Origin of the sequence: Streptomyces pyxinicus, assembly GCF_024753135.1 — a bacterium.
GTDB lineage: Bacteria > Actinomycetota > Actinomycetes > Streptomycetales > Streptomycetaceae > Streptomyces > Streptomyces pyxinicus.
Genome location: NZ_JANUGP010000001.1, coordinates 555,577 through 568,641, shown reverse-complemented (window position 1 = coordinate 568,641; position 13,065 = coordinate 555,577). Strand labels below are relative to the sequence as shown.

The following is a 13,065-nucleotide window of genomic DNA, read 5'->3' as shown; positions in this document are numbered from 1 at the left end:
TCGGTTGACTCCCCGCTTGGACGTAGCTACGTTCTGCTTGCCGGAATAGTAATTCCGCCTTGTGGAAACGTCCAGAGTGCTCACTGTCGGGCCACCCCCTCGAAGTGTGCCTCTTGACGAGGGGAGGGTGGGAGTGAAGACTCCTTCAACAGAACGTTGAAATCCGTTACGTGACGGTAAATCCCGTTAAGTGGGCACAAAACGGCGGTACAGAGAGGGGTCCGGGTGTCCGACGCTGAACTGGTGCTGCGCTCGACGCGCGTCATCACTCCCGAGGGGACGCGGCCCGCCACGGTCACCGTGTCCGCCGGGAAGATCACGGCCGTACTGCCCCACGATGCGGAGGTCCCGGCCACCGCCCGCCTGGAGGACCTCGGCGATGACGTCCTGCTGCCCGGCCTCGTCGACACCCACGTACACGTGAACGACCCGGGCCGCACCGAGTGGGAGGGCTTCTGGACCGCCACCCGCGCCGCGGCGGCCGGCGGCATCACCACCCTGGTCGACATGCCGCTCAACTCCCTGCCGCCGACCACGACGGCCGAGCACCTGCGGACCAAGCGGGACGTGGCCCGGGACAAGGCGCACATCGACGTCGGCTTCTGGGGCGGCGCCCTGCCCGACAACGTCAAGGACCTGCGCCCGCTGCACGACGCCGGAGTCTTCGGCTTCAAGGCCTTCCTGTCCCCGTCCGGCGTGGACGAGTTCCCGCACCTCGACCAGGACCAACTGGCCCAGTCCCTCGCGGAGATCGCCGGGTTCGACGGGCTGCTCATCGTGCACGCCGAGGACCCGCACCACCTGGCCGCCGCCCCGCAGCACGGCGGCCCCCGGTACGCCGACTTCCTCGCCTCCCGCCCGCGCGACGCCGAGGACACGGCCATCGCCGGCCTCATCGCCCAGGCCCGCCGGCTCGACGCCCGCGTGCACGTCCTGCACCTGTCCTCCAGCGACGCGCTGCCGCTCATCCGGGCCGCCCGTGCCGAGGGCGTCCGCGTCACCGTGGAGACCTGCCCGCACTACCTCACCCTGACCGCCGAGGAAGTCCCGGACGGCGCCAGCGAGTTCAAGTGCTGCCCGCCCATCCGGGAGGCCGCCAACCAGGACCTGCTCTGGGAGGCGCTGGCCGACGGCACCATCGATTGCGTCGTCACCGACCACTCGCCTTCCACCGCCGACCTCAAGACCGACGACTTCGCGACCGCCTGGGGCGGCATATCCGGCCTCCAGCTGAGCCTCGCCGCGGTGTGGACCGAGGCCCGCCGGCGCGGCCACACCCTGGAGGACGTCGTCCGCTGGATGTCCGCCCGCACCGCCGAACTGGTCGGCCTGCACCAGAAGGGCGCCATCGCCCCCGGCCGCGACGCCGACTTCGCCGTCCTCGACCCCGAAGCGGCCTTCACCGTCGACCCGGCCGGCCTCCAGCACCGCAACCGCGTCACCGCCTACGCCGGCAGGACCCTGCACGGCGTCGTGAAGTCCACCTGGCTGCGTGGCCGACGCATCGTCGCCGACGGCGAGTTCACCGACCCGAAGGGCACGCTGCTCACCCGCCCCCACTGACCCACCCCCCGCACCCGGCCGACTCCAGGAAAGGAACCCCTGATCACCGTGACGGCGATACCGAGCTTCACCGGCGACGCGAACCCCTACGGAGGCGGCGACCCCTACGCGGACTACCGCACCGCCGACCTCCCCTTCACCCAGTACGCCAACCTCGCCGACCGGCAGCTCGGCGCCGGTGTCATCGCCGCCAACGACGAGTTCTTCGCCCAGCGGGAGAACCTGCTGCTGCCCGAGCCGGCCGAGTTCGACCCCGAGCACTTCGGCCACAAGGGCAAGGTCATGGACGGCTGGGAGACCCGCCGCCGACGCGGTGCCTCCGCCGAACACCCCTGGCCGACCGCCGAGGACCACGACTGGGCCCTGATCCGGCTCGGCGCGCCGGGCGTGATCCGCGGGATCGTCGTCGACACCGCCCACTTCCGCGGCAACTACCCGCAGGCCGTGTCGGTCGAGGCCACGTCCGTACCCGGCTCGCCCGCCCCCGAGGACCTGCTCGGCGACGACGTGAAGTGGACGACCCTCGTCCCGCGCACCCCCGTAGGCGGCCACGCGGCCAACGGCTTCGCCGTCCTGGCCGAGCAGCGCTTCACCCACCTGCGCCTGGTCCAGCACCCGGACGGTGGCATAGCCCGCCTGCGGGTCTACGGCGAGGTCGTCCCGGACCCGGCGTGGCTCGCGGTGCTCGGCGCCTTCGACGTCGTCGCCCTGGAGAACGGCGGCCAGGTCGAGGACGCCTCCAACCGCTTCTACTCGCCGGCCTCCAACACCATCCAGCCGGGCCGCTCCCGCAAGATGGACGACGGCTGGGAGACCCGCCGCCGGCGCGACCAGGGCAACGACTGGATCCGCTACCGCCTGGCCGCCCAGGCGCGGATCCGCGCGATCGAGATCGACACCGCCTACCTGAAGGGCAACAGCGCCGGCTGGGCCGCCGTCTCAGTCCGGGACGGCGAGGACGGCGACTGGACCGAGATCCTGCCGCGCACCCGCCTCCAGCCCGACACCAACCACCGCTTCGTGCTGCCCGAGCCGGCCGTCGGCAGCCACGCGCGCGTGGACATCTTCCCCGACGGAGGCATCTCCCGCCTGCGCCTGTTCGGCTCGCTCACGGACCAGGGCGCCGCCGCCCTGTCCGCCCGCCACCAGGAGCTGGGCGGCTGAACCACCGGGCAACCGGGCAGAGGGGGGCGGGCACCGCGCGCCGGTCGCGGTGCCCGCCCCCCTCTCCCTCCGCCAGGGCCGAACGGCCCCCCTGACCAGGGCCGGACGGCGCCGGCACGCCGGTGCCATACTGACGCGTCGTCAGACGAGCTGCCGGGCGGCACGGTTCACACCGCCGCCCGAAAGCCCCGCTGACGACCGCCGGGCACGGACGGACGGCAGGGAGTTGAGCCACGCCTTGGACACCAGCAGGAACGACGCACAGGACGAGTACCACGCACTCCTCGCCCGCCGGGACGCGATGCGGCTGCGCCGGCAACTCCTGTCCCCGGGACGGACATCCCCCCTCGGCCACACCGCCGTACCGGGCGGTGTACCGGGCGGATCACCAGGTGGCGTACCGGCCGGCGCCGGGCAGCCACCCCCGGACCCGGACGCGTACGACGGCGCCGCCGACCGGGAGACCATCACCCGGTACCTGCCGTTCGTCACGCCCTTCGACGCCCTCATCGAGCACCTCTACGCGGCGATGTTCGAACGGCACCCCTACCTGCGCGGGCTCTTCCCCGACTCGATGGACTTCCAACGGGCCCATCTGGAACAGGCCTTCTGGTACCTGATCGAGCACCTGGACCGGCCCCGCGAAGTGGCCGACTTCTGCGCCCGCTTGGGCCGCGACCACCGCAAACTCGGCGTACAGCCCGTGCATTACGAGGTCTTCGAGCAGGCGCTCACCGAGGCCCTGCGGCGCGCCGCGGGCCCGCACTGGGCCCCGGAACCGGAACGCGCCTGGCTGCGCATGCTCCGCTTCGCGGTCGCGTCCATGGTGGCCGGCGCCGCCGAGGCCCTCGCCGAACCGCCGTACTGGAACGGCACGGTGACCGCCCACGAACTGCGCCGTCCCGACCTCGCCGTGCTCCGCGTCCGCACCGCCGAACCGTTCCCCTACCGGGCCGGGCAGTACACCCGGCTCCAGTCCCCGCTGCTGCCGCTCACCTGGCGGCCGTACTCGATCGCCCGCGCGCCCCGGCCGGACGGGGAGCTGGAGTTCCACGTCCGCCGCACCGGTCCCGGGGGCGTGAGCGACGCGCTGGTGACCGGCACCCGGGCCGGCGACACCCTGCGGCTGGGCCCCGCGCAGGGGACGACGACACTGGACGACGACCCCGCGCGGGAGGTGCTGATCGTGGCCGGCGGCACCGGCTGGGCCACCGCTCGGGCCCTGCTGGAGGAGCTGGCCAAGCGCCCCCTCGGCCGCACCGCGCACGTGTTCGTCGGCGCCCGCGCCCTGGACGACCTCTACGACACCACCGCGCTGTCCAAGCTGGAGGACACCTGCCCCTGGCTGCGTGTCGTCCCGGTGCTCGGCGAGGGCCCCGGCGGGACGGCGGACGGATCGGTGGCCGACGCCGTGGCCCGGCACACCGACTGGTCCGGGCACCTGGCCTACGTCAGCGGTCCGCCCCGGATGATCACGGCGACGGTACGCGCCCTGACCGCCCGGCACCTGCCGCCCGACCGCGTCCGCCACGACCCGGTGGCCGACGCGGCGCCCGCCCCGCTGCCCCGGGCGCTCACGCGCGGCTGAGTAAGCAGTCGCGCAGGCACGCGCGCGTGCGGGCGAACGGGTGCCCGGCGGTGCCGAAGGAGGGTGAATTCGGGCGGAACCGGAACTCTCGCCCACGCCTCCCGCGTTCTCCCGGACGTGACCCTTCAGCATGAGATCGCCGGAAACGCCATGCAGATGGCGGTCGTCAGCCTGCGCCCCGGCCGGACCGTGTACTGCGAGGCCGGGAAGTTCCTGTTCAAGACCACGAACGTGACCATGGACACCCGCCTGTCCGGGCCCTCGGGCGGTGGGGGACAGCAGGCCGGGGCGGGCGGCGGCATGGGCGGCCTGCTGCGGCAGGCGATGGGCACGGCCATGCAAGCGGGCCAGCGCTCGCGGGCGAGTCCCTGGCCTTCCAGTACTTCACCGCCCAGGGCGGCGAGGGCACCGTCGGCTTCGCGGGCGTGCTCCTCGGCGAGATGCGCGCCCTGGAGCTGGACGGCACGCGCGCGTGGTTCGCGGAGAAGGACGCCTTCGTGGCCGCCGAGTCCACCGTCGACTTCGGCATCGCCTTCGCCGGCGGCCGGACCGGCATGAGCGGCGGCGAGGGCTTCGTCCTGGAGAAGTTCACCGGGCACGGCACCGTGATCATCGCCGGCGCGGGCAACTTCATCGACCTGGACCCGGCGGACTTCGGCGGCCGTATCGAGGTCGACACCGGCTGCGTGGTCGCCTTCGAGGAGGGCATCAGGTACGGCGTCCAGCGGGTCGGCGGCCTGAACCGGCAGGGTCTGATGAACACCGTGTTCGGCGGCGAAGGCCTGTCCCTGGCCACCTTGGAGGGCTCCGGCCGGGTGATCCTCCAGTCCCTCACCATCGAGAGCCTCGCCAACGCGCTGAAGAAGGCCCAGGGCGGCGACAGGCAGGGCCCGACGGGAGGGCTGTTCTCCACCCACGCGGGCTGAACCGATGAGTTCCGGGCGCGCGCGGGGTCCGAAGTGACGACACGAGACAACACGCGACGACCAGCGAAGACACAGCGGAACCCGCACCCGGAAGAAGGCACCCGACATGGGCACACTCGTCTCCACCCTCTTCGTCACGCTCGACGGCGTGTACCAGGCACCCGGCGGCCCCCAGGAGGACACCAGCGGCGGCTTCGACCAGGGCGGCTGGAGCTTCCCGTACGCCGACGACGCCTTCGGCGGGTTCGCCGTCGAGTCCTTCAGCCGTGCGGCCGGCTTCCTCCTCGGCCGCCGGACCTACGACATCTTCGCCGCGTACTGGCCGAAGGCGACCGACCCCGCCGACCCGATCGCCTCCCGGCTCAACGGACTTCCCAAGTACGTCGTCTCCGCCACCCTCCGAAACCCCGGCTGGTCCGGCACCACGGTCGTCTCGGGCGACCTCGCCGAGGAGGTGGCGGCGCTGAAGGACCGTACCGACGGCGAACTCCAGGTGCACGGCTCCGGCGCCCTGGTCCGCTCCCTGCTGGACCTGCGCCTGCTCGACACCCTGCACCTGGTGACCGTCCCGGTGGTTCTCGGCGCGGGCCGACGCCTGTTCACGGACGGCATGGTCCCCGCCCGCTTCACCCACCGGACCGGCCTGATCAGCGGTTCCGGCGTCTCGATCCAGACCTACGACCTGGCGGGCAGCCCTGAGTACGGCTCGTTCTGACCCCCGCCGCCACCCGGTTCGCGAAGAATCCGTGGGGAGGCCGGTCCGCAGGTTAACTTCCCGAAAACTCATCGGACTTCAACGGAAAATCCGCAACTTTGTCGTTGACATGCCAACGTCTACGCGCGTCATCATGGAGCCATGCGATTCCCCCCACACCTCACCCGTGTCGGCGCCGCCGCCGCCCTCCTGTCCGCGCTCCTCGTCGGCGGTGCCTCCGCCACCGCGGCGGACGCCGCCACCGCCTCGGTCGGCAACGTCTGCTACGGCGACCTGCCCTCCCAGGCCCACGACACCCTGGACCTCATCGACCAGGGCGGCCCCTTCCCGTACGACCAGGACGGCGTCGTCTTCCAGAACCGCGAGGGCGTCCTGCCCCAGCAGTCCAACGGCTACTACCACGAGTACACGGTCAAGACCCCCGGCTCCTCCACCCGCGGCGCGCGGCGCGTCGTCACCGGCGAGCGCAGCGAGGAGGACTACTACACCGGCGACCACTACGCCACGTTCGACCTGATCGACTTCGGCTGCTGACCCGACCTCACGAGCGCCCCGCACGACTCTCGCCCCGCGGCCTCCCCCCACATACCGGCCGCGGGGCGAGCCCGTGCCGCCCGAAGTCCACACCGGTGCGACTTTGGTCGGTGATCCCGGGCGGGGCGCGGCCCCGGGCACGGACCTTGCGTAGATTGGTCGGCCGTGAGTACTGACGACGCGGCACGGATACCCCTGGGGTTCGCCGGCCGCCGGTGGCTGTTCCCCTCCGCGCTGATCCACGAACTGGACCCGGACGCCCGCGCCGCCGGCCGCCGGCCCCGGCGCACCGCGCGCGACTGGGCCGTGGACGTCTCCTGCTTCCTGCTGGCCGTCGTCCTCTGGGCCATGGAGGCGGCCTCGCTGTCCGACGACCCGGGCCTGCCGCACTGGCTGTCCGTCCTCGACCAGGTGATCGGCGGGCTGTGCTGCCTCGCGGTCTGGCTGCGCCGCCGCCGGCCGGTGGCTCTCGCCGTCGTGATGTTCCCGCTCGGCCTGCTGTCCAGCAGCTCGGGCGGCGCGGCCATGGTCGTCCTGTTCACCCTCGCCGTGCACCGGCCGTTCCGCTTCGCCGGCTGGATCGGCGGCGCCTACCTCGCCTCGCTCCCGTTCTACTTCTGGCTGCGGCCCGACCCCGGCCTGTCCTGGGCCGGGAACGTCGTGTTCACCGCGCTGCTCACCGTGTCGATCATCGGCTGGGGCATGTTCGTGCGCTCCAAGCGCATCCTGATGCTGAGCCTCAGGGACCGCGCGCACCGGGCGGAGACCGAGGCGCGGCTGCGCGCCGAACAGGCCCAGCGGCTCGCCCGGGAGGCCATAGCCCGGGAGATGCACGACGTGCTCGCGCACCGGCTCACCCTGCTCAGCGTGCACGCCGGCGCCCTGGAGTTCCGGCCGGACGCGTCCCGCGAGGAGATCGCCCGGGCCGCCGGGGTCATCCGGGAGAGCGCCCACGAGGCACTCCAGGATCTCCGGGAGATCATCGGAGTGCTGCGGACCGGCGAGTCCGAGGACGCGGCGGGCGGCCGGCCGCAGCCGACGCTCGCCGCGCTGGACGCCCTGGTCGCCGAGTGCCGGGAAGCGGGCATGAAGGTCATCCTCGACCACCGCGTCACCGACCCGGCCGCCGTACCCGCCTCCGTCGGCCGCACCGCCTACCGCGTCGCCCAGGAAACCCTGACCAACGCCCGCAAACACGCCCCCGGCACCGAGGTCGCGGTCCGCCTCGCCGGCACCCCCGGCGACGGCCTCACCCTCACCGTCACCAACCCGGCGCCACCGGCCGACGTCCCCCCGGTGCCCGGCTCCGGACAGGGCCTGATCGGCCTCACCGAACGCGCGACCCTCACCGGCGGCCGCCTCACCCACGGCCCGACCCCCGACGGCGGCTTCGAGGTGCGGGCCTGGCTGCCCTGGAGCGAGCACTGAAGGCCACCGAGCGCTCTCTGTATCTCCCGACCCGTGATGACGTGACCCCATGACCGCGACCCCGATCAGACTCCTCCTCGTCGACGACGACCCTCTCGTCCGGGCCGGCCTCGCGCTGATGATCGGCGGGGCCGAGGGCATCGAGATCGTCGGAGAGGCCGCCGACGGCGCGGCGGCCGAGCTGCTCGTCCAGCGCACCCGCCCGGACGTCGTCCTGATGGACATCCGCATGCCGACGGTGGACGGGCTCACCGCCACCGAGCGGCTGCGCGCGCGGGCGGACGCACCGCAGGTCGTGGTGCTCACCACCTTCCACGCGGACGAACAGGTGCTGCGCGCCCTGCGCGCGGGCGCCGCCGGCTTCGTCCTCAAGGACACCCCGCCCGCCGAGATCGTGAACGCCGTACGCAGGGTCGCGGCCGGTGATCCCGTCCTGTCGCCCGCCGTCACCCGGCAGTTGATGCGGCACGCGGCCGGCAGCGCGGCCGACGCCCGGCAGGCCCGCGCCCGCGACCGGCTCACGGTCCTCAACGACCGGGAGCGCGAGGTCGCCGTGGCGGTTGGACGCGGACTCGCCAACGCGCGGATCGCCGCCGAACTCTTCATGAGCGTGCCCACCGTCAAGACCCACGTCTCCCGCATCCTCGCCAAGCTCGGCCTCGGCAACCGCGTGCAGATCGCCCTGCTCGCCTACGACGCGGGCCTGTTGGAGAACGACGTGGAGAACGACACGGAGGACGGGCACTAGCCGGGCACCTCGCGCGCTGTCCGGGCGTCCGGGTGGTGGTACCACGGGGGCGCGGCTCAGGTCGACGTGGTCCAACGGGGCGCGGTCCCGGCCCACTCGGCGTCCCAGGCAGCGAGGTTGCGGCGGCGCAGGAGCAGGGCGGCGGCGCCGTGGACGGCGGCACCGGCGAGGGCCACGGCCAGGAAGACGAGGATCGCCCAGCCCACACCGCGGCTGCGTACCTCCTCGTCCGTCATGGGCGGTTCGGTGACCGCCCCGTCCGCACCGACCCAGACACGGACGGCGCTGCCCGCCGTCAGCCCGGGCGGTACCTCCGCCGTCGCGGTACGGGTCCTCCCGTGCTGCGGGTCGGTGAGGCGCACGGTGACCGGATAGCGGGTCGCCAGGGCCTCCGCCGACCCGGGCTCGGGGTGCCGCGGCGCGTCGCCGACGAGTACGGCCGTGCTGGACTGCCGGGTCTGCCGCTGGTGTTCGGCGCTCGCCCGGTAGTGCCGGCGCGCGGTGTCCTCGACCGCGACCGCGGCGAGCGAACCCAGGAGCGGCACGAGCAGGAGCAGTACGACGGCGATCCGGCCCTGGACCCGGTCGGTGCGCCGGCACAGCGGGCTCCGTCGCCGCCGCCACAGGAGCAGAGCACCGCCGCCCGGGTACGGACGAGGGCGGCCGGGGGGTACCGGACCGGACACGGGGATTCTCCTTCCGGGGTGGCGGGTGACGGACGGGACTCAGCGGGCCCCGCGGTGCGGCCCGGCCGGTTCCGCGCCACCGGTCGAGGGGTGGGCGTGCGCGGCCCGCAGGATCTTGGCGGCGCCCCGGACCGCGGCGGTGTGCGGTGCGGGGACGGTGCGCAGCGGCGCTTGCAGGCCGCCGACGATCGGGCGGACGAGGCCGGGGTGCAGGGCGCCGCCACCGGCCAGCAGGATGCCCCGGGCAAGGGCGTCGGCGGTGCGCGGGCTCCGGTCCTCCCTGAGCATGGCGGCGACCATGGCGGTGACGCCCGCGCCGACCTCGGCCGAGGCGTCCGCACCGCCGCCGATGGACAGCTCGGCGGTGCCGAGGTCGCTGCGGCGGGCGTCGAGGACGGCGCCGTCCAGGAGCAGCACCACCTCGGTGCCGTGCGCGCCGATGTCCGCTGCCAGGGCTATCGCGCGGGCGGTGGGCACGGTCAGCACCGCACGCGGGCGCAGCACCGCCACGGCCGTACGAGCGCGCTCCCGGTAGGCGACGCCGTCCAGCACCGGCGCGGTGACCGCCACCAGGGGACGGAGCGGGCGGGGCATCCGGTGACCGAGCAGCCGGTCCAGCATCCGCGCCGTCCCCGGTGGCGGGCACTCCTTCCCGGCACCGGGGACGGCGACCGTGGGCACGTCGAGGAGAGTCCCGCGCCCGGCGATCCAGGCGCGGGTGCGGGCGCTGCCGAGGTCGAGGGCGAGGCCGTAGCACCGCCGGCACCGGGGCCAGGGCCGGTGCCGGCGGCCGGTGGTCATCGCCCCGCCTCCCGCACCTGCCGGCACCGTCCGCAGTAGCGGGCCTGCGGCACGATCAGCAGACGGTCCCGTTCGACGGGACGCCGGCACAGCCCGCAGCTGCCGTAGCGGCCCTCGGCCAGGCGCCACAGCGCCGCCTCCACGTCGGCGAGGACCATGCGGGCGGAAGCGGCGAGCTTGACCTGCACCTCGGTCCGGGCGGGGCTACGGCGCTGCCCCGGGGCCGCCTCCTCGTCGGGCGCCGCGGCGATCTGCCGTAGCTGCTCCCGGCGGAACAGGCGCTGCTCGTGCAGACTCTCCCGCAGCGCGGCCAGATCCTCGGGCGACAGGTGCGCGGCACGGTCGCCGGCGGTCTGCTGGTTCATCACTTCACCCCTTGGCGTCGTGAACGTCCGGTCAGACGGCGGCGCGGCGCTGGCACGCGACGCAGTACCGCGTGTACGGGAGGATCTCCAGGCGCTCCACCGGCACGGGCGTGGCGCAGTCCAGGCAGGTGCCGTAGGAGCCGTCCTCGACGCGGGCGAACGCCGCGTCGATCTCGGCGAGCACTCCCCGGATCGCCTCGGCCTGGACGGACATCAGCTGGTCGTCCGTGCTCCGGCCGGCCTCTTCGAGCGCCCGCAACTGGGCCAGGCGGCTGGTACGGGCGTGTTCGAGACGCTGACGAGCCTCATAGGCGGTTCCCGGACGGGAGCCGGTCCGGACGGTGTCGAGGTGCACGACGAGTTCCTTCCTCAGAGCGCGGCACGCGCGGCGGCGGCCACCCACCACGACCGGCCCCGGCGCCCCTCTCGACCCCGGCCACCGGCCGCCCCGGGCAGCTCGGTCACCCTCGACCCTGCCCGACCCGGCACCGGGATCCCATCGGGCACGAGACCCATTCGACGGGGGGCGGGGTGCCCATGCGGCGAGGGCTTCGGGCGCTCGTATGGGTACCGCGACCTGCCGCATATGGGCGCCGGACCCCATCGACCGCCGGCACGGGCGCCAGGCAGGCTGGGTCACAATCGATCAAGGCTGGTCGCCGCAGGGCACGACCGGTCGCCGTAGGAGATGGAGGAGACCCACCGGTGTCGCTGTTCTGGCGGATCTTCGGGCTGAACGCCCTGGTGCTCGGTGCCGCCACGGCGATGTTGCTGTGGGCGCCGGTGACCGTGTCGGTGCCGGTGCTGCTGACCGAGGCGGTGGTGCTGGTCGGCGGGCTCGCCGTCATGGTGGTCGCCAACGGCACGTTGCTGCGCTGGGGGCTGGCACCCCTGGGCCGGCTCGGCAGGCTGATGGCCACCGTCGACCTGCTGCGCCCCGGCCAGCGGCTGCCCGTGCCCGGCGCCGGCAGCGAGGTGTCCGAACTGGTCCGCGCCTTCAACGCCATGCTCGACCGGCTGGAGCACGAACGCGCCACCTCCAGCGCCCGCGCCCTGCTGGCCCAGGAGGCCGAACGCCGCCGGATCGCCCAGGAACTGCACGACGAGGTCGGGCAGAGCATGACCGCGATCCTGCTGGTCCTGGGGCGTGCCGCCGACGACGCCCCCGAGCCGTTGCGCGCGGACCTCCGGCAGGCCCAGGAGATCACCCGGGACAGCCTGGACGAGGTCCGCCGCCTGGTCCGCCGGCTGCGGCCCGGCGTTCTGGACGACCTGGGCCTGGTGAGCGCCCTGACCTCGCTCGCGCAGGACTTCGCCACGCACAGCGGGCTGCGCGTCGTACGCCGTCTCGAACCCGGCCTGCCCGCCCTCGACCGGGAGCGCGAGCTGGTCCTGTACCGGGTGGCCCAGGAGAGCCTGACCAACGCGGCCCGGCACGCGGACGCGCGGCGGGTCGAGGTGAGCCTGCGCCGTGCCGGTGACGCGGTGGTGCTGGAGGTCGCCGACGACGGCCGGGGCATCGAGGCCGCCTGCGAGGGCGCCGGCATCCGCGGTATGCGTGAACGGGCCCTGCTCGCCGGGGCCGCCCTGGACATCTCCTCGACACCCGGCACCGGCACCCGGGTCCGCCTCACCACCCCCCTCCCCATTTCCAGGAAGCAGCCCTGACCATGCCCGCCAGCCCGACGACGCCGATCCGCATCCTGCTCGCCGACGACCACGCGCTCGTACGGCGCGGTGTGCGGCTGATCCTCGACCGGGAGCCGGACCTCCGGGTCGTCGCCGAGGCCGGGGACGGCGCCGAGGCCGTGGCGGCGGTCCGCGAGCACGAGGTCGACCTCGCCGTCCTCGACATCGCCATGCCCCGGATGACCGGACTCCAGGCCGCCCGCGAACTCTCCGCGCTCCGGCCGGGCCTGCGCGTCCTGATGCTGACCATGCACGACAACGAGCAGTACCTGTTCCAGGCACTCAAGGCCGGGGCCTGCGGTTATGTGCTGAAGTCCGTCGCCGACCGCGACCTGGTCGCCGCCTGCCGGGCCGCCATGCGCGGCGAGCCGTTCCTCTACCCCGGCGCGGTCACCGCCCTGATCCGCAGCTACCTGGACCGGGTCCGCGACGGCGAGGAGGACGCCGAGCACCTGCTGACGCCCCGGGAGGAGGAGGTCCTCAAGCTCGTCGCCGAGGGGCACTCCTCCAAGGAGATCGCCGAGCTGCTGTTCATCAGCGTCAAGACCGTGCACCGGCACCGGGCCAACCTCCTCCAGAAGCTCGGCCTGCACGACCGCCTGGAGCTGACCCGGTACGCCATCCGCGCCGGCCTCGTCGAACCCTGACGCCCACCGGTCCCGAGCCATGCCACCGTCCCGAACCCGCCCGGCGGCAACGCTCGCCACGCTCCTCGCAATCCTGCTGGCACTGGCCCCCACGGCCATCGTCCCCACGGCGCCCACGGCCACCGCCCGTCCCCGAGCCGAGGCGATCCACCCCGCCGTCGTCACCCACGCCACGCCCCCACGGCCGGGAGACGCGTCGCCCGACCGCCAC

Annotated in this window: 13 protein-coding genes and 1 pseudogene; 10 read left to right on the top strand and 4 right to left on the bottom strand. The window is 73.8% G+C overall.

What is annotated here, in order from left to right:
- Positions 1-225: 225 nt before the first annotated feature.
- From allB to NX794_RS02430, 8 genes and pseudogenes are all read left to right on the top strand, one after another.
- Entirely contained in the window at positions 226-1,563 is a 1,338-nt protein-coding gene (allB, locus tag NX794_RS02465) for an allantoinase AllB (RefSeq protein WP_258776359.1), read from the top strand.
- A 48-nt stretch (positions 1,564-1,611) separates the two neighbouring features.
- A complete protein-coding gene (gene alc, locus NX794_RS02460; protein WP_258776358.1) occupies positions 1,612-2,727 on the top strand; it encodes an allantoicase in 1,116 nt (371 codons plus the stop codon).
- 301 nt (positions 2,728-3,028) lie between these two features.
- Positions 3,029-4,315 (top strand): globin domain-containing protein, encoded by a 1,287-nt coding sequence (locus NX794_RS02455; RefSeq protein WP_428985836.1) that lies wholly within the window; start codon positions 3,029-3,031, stop codon positions 4,313-4,315.
- A 117-nt stretch (positions 4,316-4,432) separates the two neighbouring features.
- A pseudogene (locus tag NX794_RS02450) lies at positions 4,433-5,241 on the top strand (AIM24 family protein).
- 106 nt (positions 5,242-5,347) lie between these two features.
- Positions 5,348-5,956, top strand: coding sequence for a dihydrofolate reductase family protein (locus NX794_RS02445; RefSeq protein ID WP_258776356.1), 609 nt, complete (start codon positions 5,348-5,350; stop codon positions 5,954-5,956).
- A gap of 141 nt (positions 5,957-6,097) precedes the next feature.
- Positions 6,098-6,490: a ribonuclease gene (locus tag NX794_RS02440; RefSeq protein ID WP_258776355.1), complete on the top strand. Its 393-nt coding sequence runs from the start codon at positions 6,098-6,100 to the stop codon at positions 6,488-6,490.
- Positions 6,491-6,655: 165 nt separating this feature from the next.
- A complete protein-coding gene (locus NX794_RS02435; protein ID WP_258776354.1) occupies positions 6,656-7,918 on the top strand; it encodes a sensor histidine kinase in 1,263 nt (420 codons plus the stop codon).
- Positions 7,919-7,967: 49 nt separating this feature from the next.
- A complete protein-coding gene (locus NX794_RS02430; RefSeq protein ID WP_258776353.1) occupies positions 7,968-8,666 on the top strand; it encodes a response regulator transcription factor in 699 nt (232 codons plus the stop codon).
- 56 nt (positions 8,667-8,722) lie between these two features.
- On the opposite strand, the gene NX794_RS02425 is transcribed toward NX794_RS02430, so the two are convergent.
- Genes NX794_RS02425 through NX794_RS02410 form a run of 4 tightly spaced genes read right to left on the bottom strand, consistent with a single transcriptional unit; the run spans position 8,723 to position 10,873 of the window.
- Positions 8,723-9,352 carry an Rv1733c family protein gene (locus tag NX794_RS02425; RefSeq protein WP_258776352.1) on the bottom strand — a complete coding sequence of 210 codons (630 nt, stop codon included), beginning with the start codon at positions 9,350-9,352 and terminating at the stop codon, positions 8,723-8,725.
- A 39-nt stretch (positions 9,353-9,391) separates the two neighbouring features.
- Positions 9,392-10,153 (bottom strand): acetate and sugar kinases/Hsc70/actin family protein, encoded by a 762-nt coding sequence (locus NX794_RS02420; RefSeq protein WP_258776351.1) that lies wholly within the window; start codon positions 10,151-10,153, stop codon positions 9,392-9,394.
- Positions 10,150-10,518, bottom strand: coding sequence for a TraR/DksA family transcriptional regulator (locus NX794_RS02415; RefSeq protein ID WP_258776350.1), 369 nt, complete (start codon positions 10,516-10,518; stop codon positions 10,150-10,152). The genes NX794_RS02420 and NX794_RS02415 overlap by 4 nt, the downstream gene beginning before the upstream one ends.
- Positions 10,519-10,549: 31 nt before the next feature.
- The gene (locus tag NX794_RS02410) at positions 10,550-10,873 is read right to left on the bottom strand and encodes a TraR/DksA family transcriptional regulator (protein WP_258776349.1); all 324 of its coding nucleotides are present in this window, start codon (positions 10,871-10,873) and stop codon (positions 10,550-10,552) included.
- Between the two features lie 350 nt (positions 10,874-11,223).
- Between NX794_RS02410 and NX794_RS02405 the strand changes: the two genes are divergently transcribed.
- Positions 11,224-12,186: a HAMP domain-containing sensor histidine kinase gene (locus NX794_RS02405; RefSeq protein WP_258776348.1), complete on the top strand. Its 963-nt coding sequence runs from the start codon at positions 11,224-11,226 to the stop codon at positions 12,184-12,186.
- A gap of 2 nt (positions 12,187-12,188) precedes the next feature.
- Positions 12,189-12,854 (top strand): response regulator, encoded by a 666-nt coding sequence (locus NX794_RS02400; protein WP_258776347.1) that lies wholly within the window; start codon positions 12,189-12,191, stop codon positions 12,852-12,854.
- Positions 12,855-13,065: the final 211 nt, after the last annotated feature.